This is a genomic window from Paraglaciecola sp. T6c (genome assembly GCF_000014225.1).
Classification (GTDB): Bacteria; Pseudomonadota; Gammaproteobacteria; order Enterobacterales; family Alteromonadaceae; genus Paraglaciecola; species Paraglaciecola atlantica_A.
Genome location: NC_008228.1, coordinates 4,795,247 through 4,816,920, shown reverse-complemented (window position 1 = coordinate 4,816,920; position 21,674 = coordinate 4,795,247). Strand labels below are relative to the sequence as shown.

Sequence of the window (21,674 nt, the reverse complement as noted above, 5' to 3'; positions counted from 1 at the left end):
ATGCTGTGTATCTCAACGCTCTCGCAGGCTCAGGAAAGTACGTTTTTCATGGGCACTGGAGACGTTATCGTGATTAATATTTATGGTGAGCCAGATCTGAATCAACGTGTGCGCATTGATAAAACGGGTGACATACGTATGCCTTTTATCGGAATGGTAAATGCCATCGGTAAAACCGCCAGTCAACTCGCCGCTGAAATAGAGGCTGCCTACCTCGATGGTTACCTTGTTGAGCCAAATGTGAATGTGGTAATCGAGCGTTTTCGCCCTTTCTTTATCAAAGGAGCGGTAAAAAACGTGGGTGCTTACGATTTTCAGTTTGACCTCAGTATTGATGAAGCAATTGCTGTTGCGGGTGGCCTTAAAGAGCGAGCGTCTAAAAGTAAATGGTTCATTATCCGCGGCGCAGATAAAAAACGTATCCCCATACAAGCAGAGCAAATGGTGCACCCAGGTGACATTATTATTATCGAAGAAAGCCTATTTTAACCATGGATGCGAATCGAGACTTTACCTTAAAGCAGGAACGTTCATTAGATATCTTCGATATCTTGACTTTCTTGTGGCGTAAAAAGTTTCGAATCATCATCACTGCTGGGCTGCTGGCATCGTTAGGTGCTTACTACGTCATCCATCTACCAAAAATTTACGTTGCCAGCAGCATCCTGTTATTGAGCGCCAAAGACAGTGGATTGACCTTACCCTCAAGCCTATCTGCCATTACCAGTGGTGAAGACACTCGCCAAGATACCTACATTGAATTCATGCGCTCTCGCCAATTCGTGCAAACTGTTGTGGATGATTTAGCTCTGTACAATTTGCATGAATATCAACAGTCGACCGACGGCGGCTACGTCTCAGAGAAAGACTATGCGACTACCAAGTTACTTAAACAATTCAGCGTTTCAAAACTAAGCAATACTGATATGTTGAAGATCACGGTTGAGTCGTTAACACCCAGCAGTGCCGCTGAGATTGCTAATCACATAGGGCCGGCCTTTTTCGCTTATTATGCGCTTATTAATCGTCAAAAAGCAGACTCGAAATCCCAATGGTTAAATGACCAATTAAATGAGTTAAAAACCAGTTTAAGTCAGTCAGAAGAAAGGCTACTGACGTTCTTGCGCGATAATGAATTGGTTGATGTAGAGAGCCAGGTGGACCTAGCAAAAAGTGAGATTGCAGGGCTTATCTCTCAGAAAATTCATATTGATAGAGCGGTCGCTGAATCACAAGGCAGTATGGTGCAATTAGCGACTATCTCGGGAGGGCAACAAGATTATTTGCAGATACCCGCTATTCAAAACAACGCTCTCATCCGTGATTTGCGTATTCGCCGAGGGCAACAGCAATTACTCATGGAAGGGGTAACGAAACGGTATTTACACAAACACCCTAAATATATTGCCGCAAAAGCAGGACTAGAGGCGATTGATACTGAATTTACTATGCTGATAAACCAATTGGTTAACGGTTTACGCAATAGCAATGAAACACTCAGAGCGCGGCAACGCGACATACTCGCGCAAATTCAAAAGACCAAAGAGCGCCACGCCAATTTAGGTAAGCATTCCATGCAGATATCTCGCATGCAGCGTGAAATCGAGTCAACACAGCATTTATATGAAATGTTTCTGTCGCGCTTGCAAGAAACTGAAATTCTAAAAGATCTAGATGACGGCGATGACTTTGCCATTGTCGACTCCGCATCGGAGCCAACGTTTCCCGCTAAGCCAAAAGTGGTTATGGGTATCGCGCTGTCAGTTATATTTTCATGTGTATTTAGTTTTGGCTTTTGGCTTATTTTGCACTTGATCAGTGACAAATATACACGTTTCAAAAGTATGTTATCTAACTTGGATGTGCCCATTTTGAGTATGGTGCCAAGAATTAAGCAGACCAAAGCCAATAAAGGTAAACCATTTGCACTGTCAATGCATTCAGAGGGGGAGCGCAATTATCAATATTTCGAAGCTATACGCTCATTACGTACTGGACTGCTGGTAAAAAATAATCAGCATAAAAATGCGGTTATTGCCGTAACAAGCATTGGCGAGCGAGACGGCAAAAGTGAAATATCGACCAGCTTGGCTGATTCATTCAGCAGGATGGAAAAAACCTTGTTAATTGATGTGGACTTACGAAAGCCTAAAATTGCTGAAATGTTTGACATTGATGCTAATTTACCGGGGCTCACCAGCTTTTTGGGGAATAAAAGTAGCTTCAGCAAATGTATTCATGCCGTTCACAGTAGTCCATTGATGTTAATGCCCAGTGGCCCTCTACCGCCAGATCCATTAGCCTACATCTCTAAACCCCGATTTGCGGCATTTTTACGTAAACTAAGAGGGTATTATGAGCGCGTGGTAATAGAAACGCCGCCAATTAACACTGTCAGCGATGCAATCGCTGTCGGTAAGTTTGTCGATGGTGTCATTATTGTTTGTGACGCGGAAAGGAATGAGGGGGCCGATTTATTATTAGCCTTGCAAAGAGTCCACGAAGCCGAATTGCCTTTACTAGGCGTGGTGTTTAATCGAGTAAAAGACTTGCGTTCGAACATGAATAAGCGGCAAGGTCTTGTTAGCCGGCTAAAACGTGCTTTTGGCATACGCTAGTGGCATAAATTAGCGAACTGGATCACGCCTTTGTTTTTTGCTCGCCCTTGGCTAAAATAGCGCAAAATCGCCAATCGGTTGTTATATTGAAATCTCTGCAACAGCTCCACACCTTTGGGTTACCCGCACACTGTACTGACTTTGTCAGTATTAAAAGTGTGCACAGTGCACACACCTTTATCGCTCAACACCAAAAACAGCCCTTTTACCTGTTAGGACAGGGCAGCAACACCGCCTTTGTGGCTGATTATAAAGGCACGGTGGCAGAAGTAGCGCTTAAGGGAATTGGCGTGCAAGAGAATGAATCGCACTACATCATTAAGGCAGCCGCGGGGGAAAGTTGGCATGAACTGGTCGTTTATTGCCTGAAACACACCATGTATGGATTTGAAAATTTAGCACTTATCCCAGGTACTGTCGGCGCAGCGCCAATTCAGAATATTGGTGCTTACGGTGTTGAAGTTGAGCGCTTTATTCAATCTGTCCAATATATCGACTTGAAGACGAATCAAGTTCACAGTATTGCAGCAAAAGATTGCGAGTTTGGTTATCGAGACAGTATTTTCAAGCATGCCCTATGGCAAAAGGCCATGATTGTGGGGGTAACCTTCTTATTGCCAAAAGCGTGGCAGCCCGTTGTTACTTATGGTGAATTAGCTGCTTTACATGCCCCAAGTGCACAGGACATATTTAACAAGGTAGTAGAAGTACGCCAAGCAAAATTGCCCGATCCAAGTGTATTGGGCAATGCTGGTAGTTTCTTCAAAAATCCCATTATCAGTTGCGATAACCTTGCAGCATTGCACCAGCAGTTCCCATCAATGCCTTTCTATCCCTTAGATACTAGGACAGTAAAAATACCCGCGGCATGGCTAATCGATCAGCTAGGTTTTAAGGGGCAGTTTGAAGGCGGGATTCGTTGTCATCCCAAACAAGCGCTCGTATTAACAAATGCCGAGCAAGGCACAGGCGAGCAACTTTTATCGCTAGCTAGGCGGATTAAAAATGCTGTTGCAGAGCAGTTCAGCATTGACTTAGAGCACGAAGTACAACTTATTGGCGCCAAGGGAAGGGTTTTATTATGAAGCAGGGCACGAGCAAACAGTCAGATATCTTTCGTAATCATATAGTCCAAGCATTGGCAAATGGGCAGTTCTGCTCAGGGGAATTGTTGGGAGAGCAGCTTGGCATATCCAGAGCGGCGGTATCTAAATATATAAAATCTCTCACAGAACTTGGATTAAACATTTTTAGCGTCACGGGCAAAGGATATCGACTCGCGGAGCCAATACAGTTGCTTGATGAAGCGTTAATCAGCAAACATTGTGAGCACTTTGTTCCTACTCAACTAACGCTGTTAAACGTGGTCGACTCCACTAATCAATACCTAAAGGAGCGTATTGGGTCCTTACATAATGGTGATGTGTGCTTGGCGGAAGCGCAAACCGCAGGGAGGGGAAGACGAGGTCGCACTTGGGTTTCCCCTTATGGAGCGAGTTTGTATTTATCGCAGTTTTGGCAGTTTGCTGGTGGTTATCAATCGATTGGAGGTTTGAGCTTGGCAGTCGGCGTGGCCATCACTCAAGCATTAGAAACCGCAGGCTACCAAGATGTGCAGTTGAAATGGCCTAACGATATTTACGCCCAAGGCAAAAAATTAGCGGGGGTATTAATTGAAGTGGAAGGGCAAATGGGCAGCGCCTGTGATTGCATCATCGGTGTTGGACTTAATATGGCACTTGATATGGGCAGTGAGCGCATAGACCAACCTTGGATTGATTTAGCCACTCTAAACCCAGACGGCTTTGATCGTAATCGAGTCAGTGCGCTGCTATTAGATGAACTTACCCGCTGTGCTGACCTCTTTAGCCAAGCTGGGCTAGAGCCTTTCCTTGAAAAGTGGCGAAACAGAAACGTGTACCAGGATAAACCCGTTTATTTGATAATCGGTAACAAAACCGTGCATGGCATTTGTAAAGGTATTGATAAAACCGGGGCACTTTTATTAGAGCAAGAAGACGGCATTCAAGCGTACAGTGGTGGAGAAATAAGTGTCAGAGCAAGCTAACGCGCTTTTATTAGATATAGGCAACAGCTTTATTAAAAGCGCTCACGTCAAAATCAGTGAGCGGGTATTTGAGCAGCCGCTTATTGTCACTCGGTGCAATGAGGTGAGCAAACTTCGCGAGCAGATTAAAGCAAGTCAGCGGGTCGTTGCTGCAGCCGTCGGTCAGGGTCAACAAGTCAAATTACTGGAATCGCTGTGCGCCGAGCTTCATGTGCCTCTGATCTTAGCTAAATCTCAAGCTCAGGCTTTTTCGATGCGGTGTGCATATCGCAATTTTTCGACATTAGGGGTGGACCGATGGCTAGCGGTAATTGCAGCGCGGCGAATAAGTAACACAGATGCGTATTGTGTTATTGACTTAGGCACCGCAAATACCTGCGATGTAGTGATTGGGCATCAACATCTAGGTGGCTGGATTGCTCCTGGTTTTAGCTTAATGCGCGATAGCCTGATTAAAAATACTGAATTGGTGTTCGCCAACGATGACTTTCCAAATGATTTAACCCTAGGTGAGCAAACAGTCGATTGTGTGAATATGGGGTGTGCCGCAGCCGTAAATGGATTTATTTACGCCGCTGAACAAAAAATGCGTGAGAGAAAAAGCGAATATACAGTGATCATCACAGGTGGTGGCCAAGAGCTAATCAAAAAAAACGCACCTAAACATTACTATTTTCATAAAAATTTAGTTTTATTGGGCTTACTCGAATATTTATTTACCTAAATATCGCTTATTTATCTGCTGTAAAAACAAACAAAAAGGCCTTATAAAGGCAAATTAGCTGCAATTTTAGCCAAACGATACAAAAAAAGTAATTTTTTAATAATTGCCTCTTGCGTGATCGGAAATGTTGCTCTAATATCCGCACCCACTTGATGACGTGCCGACTTAGCTCAGTTGGTAGAGCAACTGACTTGTAATCAGTAGGTCACCAGTTCGACTCCGGTAGTCGGCACCATCAATCTGGAGGGGTACCCAAGCGGTCAACGGGATCAGACTGTAAATCTGACGGCTCAGCCTTCGCAGGTTCGAATCCTGCCCCCTCCACCACTTTTTCAAAAGTGAAGTGGCTAGAGAGAATGTGATGTGCGGACATCGTATAAAGGCTATTACCTCAGCCTTCCAAGCTGATGATGAGGGTTCGATTCCCTCTGTCCGCTCCAATCAGTGCTGATATGGCTCAGTTGGTAGAGCGCACCCTTGGTAAGGGTGAGGTCGGCAGTTCGAATCTGCCTATCAGCACCACTTTCTCTCCCCAGTTCAAAAAGTAAACACAATTTCTTATCACAATTTGCTGGGGAATAGACAATGGCAAAAGCAAAGTTTGAACGCACTAAACCGCATGTAAACGTCGGTACAATCGGCCACGTTGACCACGGTAAAACCACTCTAACAGCAGCAATTACTACTGTACTAGCAAAAACGTACGGTGGTGCAGCATCTGCATTCGATCAAATCGATAACGCTCCTGAAGAGCGCGAGCGTGGTATCACAATTTCAACGTCTCACGTTGAATACGATACGCCTACTCGTCACTACGCACACGTTGACTGTCCTGGACACGCCGATTATGTAAAAAACATGATCACTGGTGCTGCTCAAATGGATGGCGCGATTCTAGTAGTAGCAGCGACCGATGGTCCTATGCCACAAACACGTGAGCACATCTTGTTAGGCCGTCAGGTTGGCGTACCTTTCATGGTTGTTTTCATGAACAAATGTGACATGGTTGACGACGAAGAATTGTTAGAATTGGTAGAGATGGAAGTACGTGAATTGCTTTCAGAATACGAATTCCCTGGCGACGACTTACCAGTAATCCAAGGTTCAGCGCTTAAAGCCCTAGAAGGCGAAGAGCAATGGGAAGCAAAAATCATTGAGCTTGCAGAAGCCCTTGATAGCTACATCCCAGAGCCAGAGCGTGACATCGACAAGCCTTTCCTACTTCCAATTGAAGATGTATTCTCAATTTCAGGTCGTGGTACGGTTGTAACAGGTCGTGTTGAGCGTGGTATCGTAAACACAGGTGATGCAGTAGAAATCGTTGGTATGAAAGATACAACGACTTCAACGGTAACTGGTGTTGAAATGTTCCGTAAATTGCTTGACGAAGGTCGTGCTGGTGAGAACATCGGTGCATTGCTTCGTGGTACTAAGCGTGAAGATGTTGAGCGTGGTCAAGTACTAGCTAAGCCTGGTTCAATCAACCCACACACTCAATTCGAAGCTGAAGTATACGTACTAAGCAAAGACGAAGGTGGCCGTCATACTCCATTCTTCAAAGGTTACCGTCCACAGTTCTACTTCCGTACAACTGACGTAACAGGTGCTGTAGAGCTTCCTGAAGGCGTAGAAATGGTAATGCCTGGTGACAACTTGAAATTCGTAGTTGAATTGATTGCTCCTATCGCGATGGACGAAGGTTTACGCTTCGCAATCCGTGAAGGTGGCCGCACAGTAGGTGCAGGCGTTGTTGCAAAAATCATTGCTTAATAGCTAGCAAATTGATTTGAAAGAAAGGTCACTTCGGTGGCCTTTTTTTATGTCCAGACAAAACGGGGTTTAACCCGTCCCTGGTGATGCGGCCAGCCCGATATCCGTATCGGTCGTTCAACCGGCTGGCGCAGTGCGCCAGAAAACCTCCGGTTTCACCCTTTTTTGTGCCTGCACGTATTGTGTGGCTCCAAGCGGATTATTCCGTGACAAAATCGTCGGGAACAATTTTGAACATGCGAAGCATGGCCCGTAGGGCGTAGGGCAGGATGCCCGGAGTAACGTGGCCGCACAGTAGGTGCTGGCGTTGTTGCAAAAATCATTGCTTAATTACTAGCAAATTGATTTGAAAGAAAGGTCACTTCGGTGGCCTTTTTTTATGTCTATACAAAACGGGGTTGAGCCCTTTCCTGGCAACGCGGTCCGGTGCACACAATCCTGTGTGCCCGTTCAGTCAGGCGGCGCAACGCGCCTAAATAAACTGATTTCACCCTTTTTGGTGTTTGTCATAAAGTTAAATGTAGAGATTCGCGCCTTCCAGATTGATAATTTGCCTGTACTTTGAAGCGGTGTTAAGTATTATCCGATAAGTAACACCAAGTGGCAGACGTGATGATGAAGCAGGTAATGGTAGTTCTCTTTTTAAGCTTGCTATCACCTATCATATTGGCAAAAGCCACCCAGCAAAATATTACTCTGCGCGTTGGCGTCCCTGGGGTTCCTCCTTTCGCTTATATAGATGAAGACCAACAGCACGTTGGCTCTGTTGTCGGCTTAGATGATAACCTACAAATGATAGGTAAAGATTTCAGTGATTTTGGAGAGCGATTTGAATTAATCGAGCAAGAAACTTGCTTGCATTTCTCTAAGCAATCACAATCTAGAAGTACCATTAGTAAACTTGAAGCAGCAATAAAAGCTCATTACAAATCAGACCGTCTGTACGATATTTATGCGGGAGCGTATCCATTAAATAGGTATGGTGGTTCACTAGTTATGATAGATAATGAAAGTACACATTGCTGACTGCTTTAAAATGCCATGTCATGGCAAATGTGAAAACCAAATAAGGAATTTAGATGAATTATTCAGCGTTAGGTCGCAGTGGCCTATCCGTTTCTCGCGTGTGCTTAGGATCAATGACATGGGGCGTACAAAACACCCAACAAGATGCAGATGAGCAGATTGAATATGCGCTATCTCAAGGTGTAAATTTTATTGATACCGCCGAGTTGTATCCTGTGCCGCCATCAGGAGACAAGTACGGTCATACAGAAATAATCATCGGGGATTGGTTAAGGCGTAATCCATCGAAGCGTAAGGACATTATTTTAGCGTCTAAAATTGTTGGTCCAGGTCTGAGTTATATTCGTAGCGGTAGCAAAATATCTGCGGAGTCAGTTGTTCAAGCTGTTGATGCATCCTTGAAGCGCTTAAACACTGATTATATTGACCTTTATCAGTTGCATTGGCCGAATCGTATCTCTCCACATTTTGCTAAACATGCTGTGGGTTGCGTGCGGTTTTCTGATACAGACAGAGCCGCTGAAACCGCGCAGATGCTCGCTATCCTAGAAGCACTTAACACCTGTATTAAACAAGGAAAAATCCGCCATTGTGGACTATCAAATGAAACGCCATGGGGCTTGCAGCAGTACCTGAATTTAAGCAAAGAACACGATTTGCCGCGCATGGTTTCCATGCAAAATGAATTTAGTTTATTACACGCTAAAGATTGGCCATACCTGATTGAAAGCTGCGTGGCAGAAGATATAGCGTATTTGCCTTGGTCACCTTTGGCTGGAGGTGCACTAAGTGGTAAATATTTAAATAACCAGCGCCCCGAAGGCAGCCGTTGGACGTTCGAACAACGCAACGGTATTTTCAGAGACACCAAAGGTACAGAAGCCGCTATTCGTGGTTATGTTGAGGTGGCCAACGCCCATGGCTTAACCCCCTGTGAATTGGCCTTAGCTTGGTGTGACAATGTGGAAGGTATTACATCAACCATCATTGGTGCAACGAGTATGTCTCAGTTAAAGGAAAACATTGCAGCCTTCGCCAAGCCTTTAAATGAACAAGCATTAAAGGATACCAGCGATGTCCTTAGGCAATACCCTGCGCCCTTCTAGTCGTTGTAAACGTCCCGCAGCGCTAGCGACATGGCTTTTAATAAGCAAAAATTAACGAGGTACTATGAGCAGACAAGCTACCCCTATTTTTAACTGGCAAGATCCGCTTGCGCTGAACTCACTTCTGCATGAAGACGAAAAGCTGATTGCAGATACAGCGCATGAGTACTGCCAGCAAAAACTCATGCCCAGAATATTACATGGTAATCGTGGTGAACACTTCGATCGTGACATCATGTATGAAATGGGTGAGTTGGGTTTGCTAGGAAGTACTTTGCCTCAAAAATACGGCTGCGCTGAGGTAAACCATGTGAGTTATGGCTTGATAGCCAGAGAAGTCGAGCGAGTCGACAGCGGTTATCGTAGTGCCATGAGCGTGCAATCTTCTTTGGTGATGTTTCCTATCTATGCTTTTGGTAGCGAAGCGCAGAAGCAGCGCTATCTGCCAAAACTAGCTAGCGGTGAATGGGTGGGCTGCTTTGGTTTGACTGAGCCGAATTCTGGTTCTGATCCCGCAAGTATGTTGACGCAAGCTAAGGAGGTCGATGGTGGATATTGTCTCAATGGCAGTAAAATGTGGATCACTAACTCACCGATCGCTGATGTGTTTGTCATTTGGGGCAAGCTCAATGGCGCGATCCGGGGCTTCATATTAGAGAAAAATATGCAGGGTTTGAGTGCACCAAAAATAGAAGGTAAGTTTTCATTGAGGGCGTCTGTGACCGGTGAGGTTGTGATGCAGGATGTGTTTGTTCCCGTTGAGAACATCTTGCCAGACGTGGAAGGCCTCAAAGGGCCGTTCAGCTGCCTAAATAAGGCACGATATGGCATTGCGTGGGGCAGTTTAGGAGCAGCTGAATTCTGTTGGCATCAAGCAAGGCAATATTGTTTGGACAGAGAGCAATTCTCGCGCCCATTGGCGGCCAACCAACTGATACAAAAAAAGCTGGCTGATATGCAAACAGAAATATCAATTGGTCTCTTGGCGTGCTTGCAGGCTGGCCGGTTAATGGACACAAACGCCTTACCCCCTGAAGCGATTTCATTAATCAAACGCAACTCGTGTGGTAAGGCCTTAGATATTGCACGTACGTCAAGAGATATGCACGGGGCTAATGGCATTTCTGATGAGTTTCACATTATTCGCCATGTACTCAACCTTGAAGCGGTGAATACCTACGAGGGGACTCACGATGTGCATGCGCTTATTCTGGGAAGGGCGCAGACGGGGTTATCAGCTTTTGCGTAGGGCTGGCACTTAGGTACTCACAAAATTGGGCAAAGGGTAACGGGCGGCTGAACAAATAGCCCTGGGCAAGATTACAGTGATTGAGCTGTAAAAAGTTACGTTGCAGCTCAGTTTCAACACCTTCGGCAATAACATTCAACTTCAAGCTATGGGCCATGGCGATAATCGCTAAAATAATGGCTTTGTCGTTTTCGTCACTAACCAAATCCTGCACGAATGAGCGATCAATTTTTATATGATCAATAGGCAGCTTTTTAAGATAGGAAAGTGAACTATAGCCAGTGCCAAAATCATCTATCGACACGCTGACACCGAGTTTTCTTACCTCGGTCAGTAAGTACTGCACCTTGTCGTAATTATCAACTAATACACCTTCTGTTAACTCTAGCTCCAATTGATTCGGCAGGATATGACTGTTCTGGATCGAGCCTCGAATAAACTCTAATAAATGGCGATCGCTGATTTGCCGAGGCGACAAATTCACGGATAACTTACAGCTGTAACCCCTATGGTTTAGGGTGCTTATCATTTCACATGCCCGAGAGATCACCCATTTACCAATAGGCACAATGAGACCCGTTTGCTCTGCAATCGGGATAAACTCATCAGGCCCGATGCGCTCGCCGTCTAAACGGTTCCAGCGTAGCAATGCTTCTGCTTTTAGAATGGTGCCGCTTGTTAGGTCCAACATAGGTTGCAAAAATAGCTCGAACTCATGATTAGTGATGGCGCTTTGCAAAGCGTTCTCTAATTCAATGATGCGCTGAGAGGCTTCTTTCAATTCTTGAGAATAAAATTGAACGCTGCTTTTAGAGGCTTTCTTAGCGTTGAAAACCGCAAGATCAGCAAACTTCATCAAGGTTTCAGCGTCATCAGCGTCTCGGGGGAAGCTAGCAGCACCAATGTTTAAACCGATTTCACAATGTGTTCCGTTAGGCAAAAAGAAAGGCTGAACAGCGGCGTCAATCAGCTTGTGACCAAGATCAATACATTGCTGTTCAGTAACAGTTTTTTGCCTAATAATCGCAAACTCGCCTCCGCCGATACGGGCAAACATGTCACCTTCGCTAATATGCGGCGTAATGCGCTCAACCAATTCTTTAATAATTTGGTCACCTCGGGAGTGACCGTGAATTTCATTAATACGCTTAAAGTTTTTTATGTCCAAATACAGGACATAGAAAGGCATCGCATTATTAACTGACTGCTCCAATTGCATCCAAAAATATTGGCGATTCGGAATATCGGTCAGGGCATCATAATAGGTTAGCTTCTCATTATTCTGCAGAAGATGCTTCACCTGAGAAATATCACTCAGCATAAACACCCAGTGGGTAATTTGTTGAAAGTCGGCTTTTACTGGGTAAATGGATAACTTAATCCATTTGCCTGTGCCCGGTGGTTTTAACCAAAATAGCTCGCCGCTCCAGCGACTGCCTGTACTAATGACCCTTTCAAACTCGGGGTATTGCTTCTCGAATAGCTGCAAAATAATTTCATAAGGCTGGGTTTCTGGCTGCGTTATATGAGTATCAAAGAGACTGTATAAAGCAGGGTTTTGGCTTATAGGTTGCAAATTGGGTGATAATATTGCGACCCCTATATCGGTTTTTTCGATCACTTCATTGATTGGTTGCTGAATGCTTTTTAGATCAGAAGATTGATTCAGCATGTCATCCAAACGTTGATGAACATATTCTTGCTGGGCGACAATTTTATCATTTGACAGGAGGAGTTCACGGGCTGACTGAAGTGTTTGTTGGCGCTGCTGAAATTGCTCAATTACATTATGAATTACGATATAGCAATCCCCCTTGTCCATGCTCGCGTAGGCATTGAGCTTAAGCTCGTTATCTTCTATTTCTTCGTTCCAAATGCCTGATTCAATTTTTCCATAATCAGCGTACTCCCAAAACTCTTCTGCTTGCATCAAAAAATCGTCTAAAAAGGGGCTGTCAGTAGGTGTGGTGAATGCTTTGCTATCTCTTGCACCTGGAAGCAGTAAATCTATCCATGCATTTTCTGCGTAAACGGTTTCGAAATGTTGTGCGTTGATACGTTTAAAAATACAACAATCGATAATTCCAAGTGCTTTCAAAAGAGATAATTTCATTGTTCAGCCTCACTTAGTAACTGTTGAGCCAACGTTGAAAATAGAAGCTCTACATTGTCTCCCGTCTTCGCGCTTGTCCGGAATGTATGACTGAACGGGCTAGATAACTCTGCTAACTCATCTTCTTCCCAATGCCACGCAGTACTTAAATCCGCTTTGTTAATGGCCAAAATGGCCGGTATGTTGGCGACGTCTTTTGCTAAATTGTAGATTTCTATGCCTTCAATCAGTGATTGCGAGCGCGTATGATCGACCACAATGATGATAGCAGCTGCGCCTCTGAGATACTTAGGCTGAAAGCCGCAATAGCGGTCGATTCCTTCAATGTCCCACAGCATGAACTGAACTGTGTTGCTTTCGCACTGCACTTGCTTCTTGTCTATCTTGACGCCAATCGAAGTGAGGTATTTTTCAGAAAAAATACCCTCAACGTATTGTTTTATGAGGCTAGTTTTCCCCACTCCAGAGGCACCGAGTACACATATTTTTTTTTGGATCATAATTGTCTAGCTGTCCATTACGGCTGTGTTGCATGAGTTTTTATAACATTAAACAGCACCTTACGAGCACCATTGCCTGCTGCGGGCACGTCAACAATGCCAATACCGATAGCATTTAACTTATCGGCTGGGATCCCACGCATCTGCAATGCATTTTTTACTGTCTGGGCACGTTTAATACTCAACACTTCATTATAGGACCGTGAACCTTGTGCGTCACTGGCGCCAATAACGATGAAGCTCATCTCTTGCTCTGTTTGCTTGGCAAGATTCAATAGTGTTTTACCAATCTCTGCGACAGTGCTGATACCATCTTTCGCTTCAGGTGTCAGTTGTGAGCTATTGATGGCAAACTCAATCGAAGCGCCGTTAAACTGGTTAATTTTGAGGTCGATAAGCGTCTGGATGCTTTCAACGTCATCCATTTGTAGCGTGAGTGGGTCGGTAACACTAATTTGCCCTAGCACACTCTCGCTATCCAGCATCCCCGGCAACTGCTGAACACGATTTCGTAAGTCAAAATACTGCTGTTGATCAAGCTCACCACTGATTGAATTGTTCGCTAAAGTTAAGCTCGGATATTGCACCAATACGTTACTAAGGCGACTTTGTATGATGGGCTCTTCAAGAGACAGATAAGGCTTTTCAGTCACACGCACCATCTCCTGTGGAATATTTTGCTCAGCCAACCAACTGTTGATTTTTTCGGCGTTAGGGTCTCGAAGTATATCTATTGATATGTCTTTAATGCCGTTCCGTTGGGCCTGTACGAGCATGATCCCAGCCTCTTGATTGATACTAGATATTTTCTGTACGTAGTTTTGTATTTGCCACAGTTTGTAACTGTAATAGCCAGCCCCAATCGCGATAAAAAGTAATATCCCCCATGCCATCCAAGGTTTTGACTCTTTTGCTTTCTCGCTGTCTTTTAACTCAGAGACCAAGCAGTCAGCAAGTTGTTGGTCGCAATCGGCAAAGGCTGACGCGTCGCCCTTGAATTCCCTCAACTGAGGCTCATATAGCGTGTGAATTTCTTCAATCGTTTGCTGTAATTGGTTCGCTACTCTTTGCGGCATATTTCCCGTTACCGCAGCAACTAAAATGGCACTTGGTCCTGCTTTGAGAACTAAGGTGAAATCGTCGGTTTTGACAATATCTAAGCCTTGCTCTTGACCGTCTTTATTTGGCCTGAAGGAGTCTGAAACGAAATCATTAATGGCCGTTAGCATGGACGATATCAAGTCTGCATCAGCAGACGATTGCTGGTTGTAGGCAAGGGTATTAAGCAGTAAACCAGTTTCCCTATGGATTAAAAAGACCTGCTCAACACGGTAGTTAAATGTTTGACTGGCAATATAAGTGGCGTAGGGTATCCCTGCTTGCCGAGCTTGGAAGCGCCATGTGAGCCCTTTGATGGTTAGACTGTTTTCAAGTAGTTGGTTGGTTCGTTCGATAAACTCGGTCAAAAATGCCGTAACGGATTTTCTTACTACACTGCCAACTATGGGGTACAGATAACCGACAAATTGCTCTTTACGATTGGAGACAGAGTATTCTACTGATTTGTCGACTAACGGCGCCATCACTTTTTTTACACTACCGTCTTTGTCTTGGCGATCTTTGAAGGCTTCTGAAAAGACCTCACTGACAATCGTTCTAGCATTTTGACGAAGGGCTTGGGTGATGTGTTGATTATCTCTACCAAACAGAATTCTCCGCAGCTCTTGAAGTTGCGGGTCGTGTTCAGACTCGTTACTACTTCCCTGAGTCGACATGATAAAGGTTACTCATCATCGCCAGTTTCTAAGTTTGAAGCTACAGTAGACAGTAATTTAGCCAAGGTTTTGCGATCTGTTTTGCTGGCATTGAGCTCATTTGAGACTTGAGTAAGCTGAGCCAAAGCTTGTTTGAGTTGCTCAGAGAACTTATTCGATAATGTCGCTAAGTCGTGATCGATACGCTTATGTATTTCATCTGTTTCTTGCTTGTTGGCTGCCTCTGCCATTTCCAATTCACTAGAGAGATTCTTGTTCAGTGTGAACAACTCGCTTGCTTTGGCATCTTGGTCTTTATCCGCGTTGAGGAGTTTATCTTCCAACTGATGAACATGCTTTTCTAAAGCAGCTTGAAGTTGCGAAAATTGACGAGAGGTTTGTTGTTCTAGGTGTTTTAGTTGGGCTTGTAAGCTTTGTCCTAACTGGTCGATTTTTTGCTCTAAGTCCTGTTGAGCATCACCAAAAACGATTTGCCGAAGTTGCGCTAATTCAGTTGCAGGATTTTGCTTATCAGTTTTGTCTTGGGACTGCTTATTTGTCATCTGAATTTCCTTGTGGCAGCAACAATAAAAAGTCTAATTTTTTATACAACAATAAAGCGTTCTGTCTGATATACAAACACTTTTTTATCAAAAAGTAGACGTTATGGCTAATAAAACAACAGTAAATGACTGCCTTTGCCTGAACTCTAACGTTTGTTTAGCGAATTAGGTACTATATGCGTGTAACTGTGAAAGCAGATAAGAATAATTAAGGAGTCGGTTTGCAAGACGCTAACGATCAGAAAAAACAAACAAGCCAAGAGAACCCGACAGGGTGGTTTTCGAGGTTTCTCGCAACAGTGGAATGGCTTGGAAATCTACTACCACACCCTATTACATTGTTCGCTTTACTTGCTACAGCGATTGTCATTATCAGTGGTGTTTTAGGCTACTTTGACGTCAGTGTAGTCGACCCTCGCCCGCTTGATGCGAAAGGGCGTGCACCGGATGGCATGATACAAGTGGTATCGCTGCTTAACGCAGAAGGTTTGCAAAGAATAGTCACTCATTTAGTCACCAACTTCACAGGCTTTGCCCCGTTAGGAACGGTGTTAGTGGCCTTGCTAGGGGTGTCGGTTGCTGAACATTCAGGCTTATTGTCAACCGCAATGCGTGCCATGGTCATGAATGCCTCTAAGCGCATGGTAACCGTGGTTATTGTACTGGCGGGTATTTTGTCAAACACGGCTTCAGAGTTGGGTTATGTGGTGTTGATACCGCTGGCGGCAATGATATTTCATTCTTTGGGGCGTCACCCTCTTGCTGGTCTTGCGGCTGCATTTGCTGGTGTGTCTGGTGGTTATAGCGCCAATCTATTGCTCGGTACGGTCGACCCCCTCTTGTCAGGTATCACTGAAGCGGCAGCCCATATGATTGATCAAGATTATGTGGTGGGCCCAGAAGTGAATTGGTACTTTATGTTTATCAGTACTTTCTTAGTGGCGGGCCTAGGGGCATTTGTAACGGAGAAAATCGTAGAGCCGCGTTTAGGCCAGTACGACCCAAGTGAAGCCTCAATCGAGTTGGGCAAACAAGAAATGAGTGCACCAACAGCCTTAGAGAAAAAAGCGTTGCGCTGGGCAGGTGTAAGTTTTGCGCTACTGTGTGGTGTGTTGGCGCTGACCATAGTTCCAGAAAATGGCATTTTAAGACACCCTGAAACTGGTGCCGTTGCTGGCTCGCCATTTTTAAAAGGGATTGTTGCTTTTATTTTTATTACCTTTGCTGTGCCTGGATTCGTGTATGGGAAAATCGCTGGTACCATGAATAATGATAAAGACGTCATCAATGCGATGTCTAAAAGTATGGGAGCGATGGGGCTATACATCACCTTAGTATTTTTTGCCGCGCAGTTTGTGGCTTTCTTCAATTGGACAAATTTGGGGACTGTACTTGCCGTCAAAGGTGCTGAGTTAATTCAAACGATTGGTCTTGACGGCCCTGGCGTATTTATCTTCTTTATATTGATGTGTGGCATGGTGAACTTGTCCCTTGGCAGTGCTTCGGCCCAATGGGCGGTTACTGCTCCTATTTTCGTTCCCATGTTGATGCTGGTGGGTTTTGCTCCAGAGGTAATTCAAGCGGCGTACCGGATAGGAGATTCAGTGACGAATGTGATTTCACCCATGATGAGTTACTTTGGGTTGATATTAGCTATCGCCGCGCAGTATAAAAAAGACTTAGGCATGGGTACGTTAATTGCCACCATGTTGCCTTACAGTCTTGTATTCATGGTGGGTTGGACCTTGTTATTTTATGTGTGGGTATTTCTTTTAGGCATGCCGGTAGGGCCTGGGGCAGAGACTTATTACACTGGGTAAGTGGCATTTATGTCGCGGTAATAATTACAGCGCATTAAGTCTAATTTGGTGCTTGCAACGTACTTGATGCATTGACGTATTTAACACAAGTAGAGTGAAGAAATGAAATACCGTTCTAATGAAACGTTTACCCATAAGCAGGCTGATAAAATTGGTGTACTGATCACTAATTTAGGTACACCAGAAGCGCCCGAAAAAGGCGCTTTGAAACGCTATTTGCGCGAGTTTTTATCAGACACAAGAGTGGTTGAAGTGCCTAAACTAATTTGGTGGATGATTCTTAACTTAGTGATCCTAAACATTCGGCCTAAGCGATCGGCCCATGCTTATAGCACTGTATGGACCGATCGCGGCTCGCCGCTTATGTTTCATACGCAAGATCAAACCAATGCGCTTGCCACAAGTATGCAGCAAAAGTACGGCGACAAAGTAGTGGTAGATTTTGCTATGCGCTATGGCTCGCCGTCGATTGAATCAGTCACTCAGAACATGCTTGAAAAGGGGGTGCGTCAATTGCTGGTGTTGCCGCTTTATCCTCAGTATAGCGGGGCAACGAATGGTTCGACTTTTGATGCCTTGGGCGAGGTATTGCGCAAAACCCGTTGGATACCAGACGTTAGGTTCATCAGTCACTACCATGATTTTACGCCTTATATCGACGCGGTAGCAGGCAGCATTACCGAACACTGGGCCACTCATGGACGAGCCGATAAACTCATATTTACCTACCATGGGATCCCAAAACGGTATCTGACCGCTGGCGACCCGTACCACTGTGAGTGTTATAAAACCTCGCGTTTAGTGGCGGAAAAGCTTGGTCTTGGTAAACATGAGTATATGGTGACGTTTCAATCTCGCTTTGGTCGAGAAGAGTGGTTGCAACCTTATACCGATCATACCCTTAAGTCTTTGCCAGAGCAGGGTGTTAAGTCAGTGCAAATGATTTGCCCTGGTTTCTCCGCTGATTGCTTAGAAACGATTGAAGAAATCGGCATTGAGAACAGAGACTATTTTCTGGAAGCTGGTGGGCAGCGCTACGAATACATCGCTGCGCTCAATGCACAGCCACAACACATTGCCGCGCTTGAGAGCTTGATTGAAAAGAACCTAGGTGGCTGGGAGTGCCCAGACCGAAATAGTCAATTAAGCGCTGACTTAGCCACCGCCATGGGGAGTGATAAATAATGACTACCCCACAAACACTTAAAGCGCCAGCCGCCTTACGTAAAGCACAAAAAATGGCACATTTGCTTGATACTGCTGTGGGCATACCCTTCACTAAAATCCGTTTCGGCTTAGACAGTATTTTAGGACTCGTGCCTGGTATGGGTGATTTAGCAACTGCGGCGATGTCTGCACATATTATTCATTTGGCTGGGCAAATGGGTGCGCCCAAAACACTTCGTATAGCCATGGTGCGCAATGCCATCTTCGATTTCCTGATTGGTTTAATACCATTCGTTGGAGATATTAGTGATATCTTTTATAAAGCGAACCGCAAGAATATCCGCCTGTTAGAAAATTGGTGGGTTCAAACCCATCATCAGACACTTAAATCCCTGGCTGCTGAGCACCTAAGTCGCTGGGAGAACGAGTCAAACTGATGTAAATACGACTAAAGTTAGCGTTAAACCACTTTTGTAGTGTAAAAAATCGTCTTTTGTCTAATGTGCAAAATCGGTTAAAGTATTTAGCATTAGTAAGTATTATTTGCGGTTTTGTAGGGATGAATTAGCAGCGCGGCGCTGTATATCTTTGAAGCCCTTTACAACTTGCTTGAGCTGGACATGTATTTATATGAGTAACATCATTAACATCCTATGGGGAGTTTTATTCTTTCTTAGCTTTTCGGCGATTGCTCAAGCACAGCAGGTACTGTCTGTAGCGGTTTTGACCACAAACGAACGTCAAAGTGATATATACCGCGGGGCGTTTAACGACTTTTCAACCCAATCTATTCAATACGATGTCAAGGTAACCTTCTTTAGCGATAAAGAATTCAAACGCTTATTACCTCGGTGGCTTGAAACGGGTGAATTCGACTTACTTTATTGGCAGGCAGGAGAGCGCCTTCGCTCGCTGATTGCACAAGATGTGATACAGCCAATAGACTCTTTACTGCCAAGGAAAGAGTTACAAAGGTCTATTCAACCCGCGGTATTGCACAGTGTCACGCAGCAAAGCGTTTCCAATGAAGACGCTGTAACTTACGCGCTTCCAATCGCACAATACGGCTGGGGTTTTTACTATAACAAAGCCGTTTTTCAGGAACTCAACGTAAAACCACCCAATAACTGGGAAGAATTCATAGCCCTTTGCCAGCGCATAAAAGAGCAAGGTGCAAATCCATTGGTCCAAGCAGTGCAAGAAGGCTGGCCCGCCCTTGCGTGGTTAGATTATTTGTCATTAGACGCCGGCGGACTCGAATTTCGTCAGCAAGTCATTGATGGGCAAGCATTGGCAGGCCCAACGACAGAAACGTTTTTAAAACAATTTGAGCAGCTACTTTCAAAGGAATGGTTTTTTGCGCCGCAGCGTCACTGGACTTGGCAACAAGTAATGAAAGTAGTCGAAGCTAAGCAAGCAGCAATGACATTAATGGGACAATTTGCAGAAGGGACTATCGACCCTTTGCGGAACAAAGATATCGGCTTTTTCTCGTTCCCTAAGGCTAATCAAATGAACCAAGCCGAGGTCGCTCCGCTGGAGATATGGGTGGTGCCCCGCTCAGCTAAAAACAAGGCTCACTTGGCGCCATTGCTACGATTTCTGTTGGCTAATAACAAAGAAATGGCCATGGGGTTTGATTCACTGCCTGTGGTAAATACTCAATTTACTCAAGATTTGCCCAGCGACCGAGTTAAGACTGCGGCCAATTCACTAGCAAACTCAAGTACATTGGTGCAGTTTTTTGATCGTGAAGCCAAGGATGATATTGCGAAAAATGCTGCGAGAAGTATCGCTAAAAGTATTTACGAAGATAACTCAGCCCCCTTGCGTGAGGGAATATTGAAGCGCACTCATATCGATTTTAAAATGAATATTTATGCGCAAGCCGCTGAACTTCCTCAACTATATTTTGCTTCAGTCACTGGATTGAAAGAGTCGTTTTTTGCCTCAAACTTGATGCAAGATATTTATCAGCAATTGGGCTATGGCATATCAGTCACGCGGTTTGGCTCCCTTGAAGCGTCACTTAACGCTTATCGATTTGGCGGGGATGGAGAGTTAATCCGAGTTGATGGTTACAAACATCTTGCTCCTTCTTTGCAGCAAGTACCGGAACCTTTAGCCAATGTATCGTTTTACTTGGTATGTAAAGATCTCGATATGTGTGCCACTAGCCTGCCAAAAGCGAGTGAAGTATCAGTTATTAATGATTTACTGGTCGTTAATAACTGGGCCAACGAGAATCAGGTTAAGCTCAAAAAGTACGATACGGTCGAGACCTTATTTCGTGCGTTCAATGACAATGAACAAGGGTTAATGGTGCTCGGTGCCAGCGAGATTATCGACAACAAATTGCTCATCAGTAACAGCTCCTACAGAACAATTATTACTGTACCCCTTTATCACTATGTGCATAATAAACATAAGGAATTAATTCCTTTGATTGACAGTGCACTAAAAGAATATAAAAAAACTGAGCAATACCAAACGCTGAAAAACCGATATTGGTTACAGCATAACTGATTACATGTGTTCATTGCCCAGTGCAGCAACTGACACTGGAGCCGTGAAATGAAAATATACGAAACGCAAACCGCACCTACGCCCCGTCGAGTGCGTTTTTTTCTGGCCGAAAAAAACCTTCCCATGGAGTACGTTCAAGTCGACATACAAGGCGGTGAAAATTTAAGCCCTGCTATGCGCGCCCGTAATCCCATGGCCAAAGTGCCCGTGCTGGAACTAGACGACGGCACGTGCATCTATGAATCTGTCTCAATTTGTCGTTACTTCGAAGAGCTGCATCCAGAAAGCCCCCTAATGGGCAGCACGCCATTAGAAAAAGCACAAATCGACATGTGGCAGCGCCAGTGTGAATTCGGCCTTTTCATGCAAATCGGCATGTGTTTTCAACACTCTACGGGATATTTCAAAGATCGTATGACGCCTGTGCCTGAGTATGGAAAAATCGCCGGGCAAGACGCCGCTAAGTTTCTCGACATTTTAAACAATCGGTTAGCTGAGTATGAATTTATCGCGGGCGATAGATTCAGTATTGCGGATATCACAGCGGTATGTTCAATCGATTTTGGTCGAGTGGTTAATGTGCGGATTTCACCAGAGCAAACACACTTACAGCGTTGGTACGATGCCGTTAGCGCACGCCCAGCCGCTAAAGCATAAAAAAGGATACTTC

General features: G+C 44.7%; 18 protein-coding genes and 4 tRNA genes. 18 read left to right on the top strand and 4 right to left on the bottom strand.

Annotation, left to right across the window (positions count from 1 at the left end; all coding sequences use genetic code 11):
- The 13 genes from PATL_RS20480 to PATL_RS20420 all read left to right on the top strand — a co-directional run bounded on the left by PATL_RS20480 (position 1) and on the right by PATL_RS20420 (position 10,561).
- Positions 1–489: a polysaccharide biosynthesis/export family protein gene (locus PATL_RS20480; RefSeq protein ID WP_041714124.1), complete on the top strand. Its 489-nt coding sequence runs from the start codon at positions 1–3 to the stop codon at positions 487–489.
- Between the two features lie 2 nt (positions 490–491).
- Positions 492–2,618 carry a GumC family protein gene (locus PATL_RS20475; RefSeq protein ID WP_011576700.1) on the top strand — a complete coding sequence of 709 codons (2,127 nt, stop codon included), beginning with the start codon at positions 492–494 and terminating at the stop codon, positions 2,616–2,618.
- Positions 2,619–2,704: 86 nt separating this feature from the next.
- Positions 2,705–3,703: a UDP-N-acetylmuramate dehydrogenase gene (gene murB, locus PATL_RS20470; RefSeq protein ID WP_041714638.1), complete on the top strand. Its 999-nt coding sequence runs from the start codon at positions 2,705–2,707 to the stop codon at positions 3,701–3,703.
- A complete protein-coding gene (gene birA / locus PATL_RS20465) occupies positions 3,700–4,686 on the top strand; it encodes a bifunctional biotin--[acetyl-CoA-carboxylase] ligase/biotin operon repressor BirA (RefSeq protein WP_011576698.1) in 987 nt (328 codons plus the stop codon). Before murB ends, birA begins: the two co-directional genes overlap by 4 nt.
- The gene (locus PATL_RS20460; RefSeq protein WP_011576697.1) at positions 4,670–5,410 is read left to right on the top strand and encodes a type III pantothenate kinase; all 741 of its coding nucleotides are present in this window, start codon (positions 4,670–4,672) and stop codon (positions 5,408–5,410) included. Before birA ends, PATL_RS20460 begins: the two co-directional genes overlap by 17 nt.
- Positions 5,411–5,569: 159 nt before the next feature.
- A tRNA-Thr gene (locus tag PATL_RS20455) sits at positions 5,570–5,645 on the top strand.
- Positions 5,646–5,652: 7 nt separating this feature from the next.
- Positions 5,653–5,737 (top strand) — tRNA-Tyr (locus PATL_RS20450).
- 38 nt (positions 5,738–5,775) lie between these two features.
- A tRNA-Gly gene (locus PATL_RS20445) sits at positions 5,776–5,850 on the top strand.
- Between the two features lie 6 nt (positions 5,851–5,856).
- Positions 5,857–5,932 (top strand) — tRNA-Thr (locus PATL_RS20440).
- A gap of 63 nt (positions 5,933–5,995) precedes the next feature.
- Positions 5,996–7,180, top strand: a complete 1,185-nt coding sequence (tuf, locus tag PATL_RS20435) for an elongation factor Tu (RefSeq protein WP_011573501.1) — start codon at positions 5,996–5,998, stop codon at positions 7,178–7,180.
- A 600-nt stretch (positions 7,181–7,780) separates the two neighbouring features.
- Positions 7,781–8,206 carry a hypothetical protein gene (locus PATL_RS20430; protein ID WP_041714123.1) on the top strand — a complete coding sequence of 142 codons (426 nt, stop codon included), beginning with the start codon at positions 7,781–7,783 and terminating at the stop codon, positions 8,204–8,206.
- A gap of 53 nt (positions 8,207–8,259) precedes the next feature.
- The gene (locus tag PATL_RS20425) at positions 8,260–9,312 is read left to right on the top strand and encodes an aldo/keto reductase (protein ID WP_011576695.1); all 1,053 of its coding nucleotides are present in this window, start codon (positions 8,260–8,262) and stop codon (positions 9,310–9,312) included.
- A gap of 64 nt (positions 9,313–9,376) precedes the next feature.
- A complete protein-coding gene (locus PATL_RS20420; protein ID WP_011576694.1) occupies positions 9,377–10,561 on the top strand; it encodes an acyl-CoA dehydrogenase in 1,185 nt (394 codons plus the stop codon).
- Here the strand turns inward: PATL_RS20420 and PATL_RS20415 are convergent.
- From PATL_RS20415 to PATL_RS20400, 4 genes are read right to left on the bottom strand one after another with little or no spacing between them, the layout of a single operon-like run.
- A complete protein-coding gene (locus tag PATL_RS20415; RefSeq protein ID WP_011576693.1) occupies positions 10,518–12,674 on the bottom strand; it encodes a putative bifunctional diguanylate cyclase/phosphodiesterase in 2,157 nt (718 codons plus the stop codon). The genes PATL_RS20420 and PATL_RS20415 overlap by 44 nt on opposite strands.
- Complete coding sequence (locus tag PATL_RS20410; RefSeq protein ID WP_011576692.1) at positions 12,671–13,174, bottom strand: Rab family GTPase; 504 nt, start codon at positions 13,172–13,174, stop codon at positions 12,671–12,673. Before PATL_RS20410 ends, PATL_RS20415 begins: the two co-directional genes overlap by 4 nt.
- A gap of 17 nt (positions 13,175–13,191) precedes the next feature.
- Positions 13,192–14,949, bottom strand: a complete 1,758-nt coding sequence (locus tag PATL_RS20405) for an OmpA family protein (protein WP_011576691.1) — start codon at positions 14,947–14,949, stop codon at positions 13,192–13,194.
- An 8-nt stretch (positions 14,950–14,957) separates the two neighbouring features.
- Positions 14,958–15,491, bottom strand: a complete 534-nt coding sequence (locus PATL_RS20400; protein ID WP_011576690.1) for a hypothetical protein — start codon at positions 15,489–15,491, stop codon at positions 14,958–14,960.
- A gap of 221 nt (positions 15,492–15,712) precedes the next feature.
- On the opposite strand from PATL_RS20400, the gene PATL_RS20395 reads away from it, so the two are divergent.
- The 5 genes from PATL_RS20395 to PATL_RS20375 all read left to right on the top strand — a co-directional run bounded on the left by PATL_RS20395 (position 15,713) and on the right by PATL_RS20375 (position 21,661).
- Complete coding sequence (locus PATL_RS20395; RefSeq protein ID WP_011576689.1) at positions 15,713–17,311, top strand: AbgT family transporter; 1,599 nt, start codon at positions 15,713–15,715, stop codon at positions 17,309–17,311.
- A 102-nt stretch (positions 17,312–17,413) separates the two neighbouring features.
- The gene (gene hemH, locus PATL_RS20390) at positions 17,414–18,496 is read left to right on the top strand and encodes a ferrochelatase (protein ID WP_011576688.1); all 1,083 of its coding nucleotides are present in this window, start codon (positions 17,414–17,416) and stop codon (positions 18,494–18,496) included.
- Positions 18,496–18,915, top strand: a complete 420-nt coding sequence (locus PATL_RS20385) for a DUF4112 domain-containing protein (protein ID WP_011576687.1) — start codon at positions 18,496–18,498, stop codon at positions 18,913–18,915. The genes hemH and PATL_RS20385 overlap by 1 nt, the downstream gene beginning before the upstream one ends.
- A 193-nt stretch (positions 18,916–19,108) precedes the next feature.
- On the top strand, positions 19,109–21,004 hold the full coding sequence (locus tag PATL_RS20380) for an ABC transporter substrate-binding protein (protein ID WP_011576686.1): 1,896 nt from the start codon (positions 19,109–19,111) through the stop codon (positions 21,002–21,004).
- A gap of 48 nt (positions 21,005–21,052) precedes the next feature.
- Positions 21,053–21,661 carry a glutathione S-transferase family protein gene (locus PATL_RS20375; RefSeq protein WP_011576685.1) on the top strand — a complete coding sequence of 203 codons (609 nt, stop codon included), beginning with the start codon at positions 21,053–21,055 and terminating at the stop codon, positions 21,659–21,661.
- Positions 21,662–21,674 lie beyond the last annotated feature (13 nt).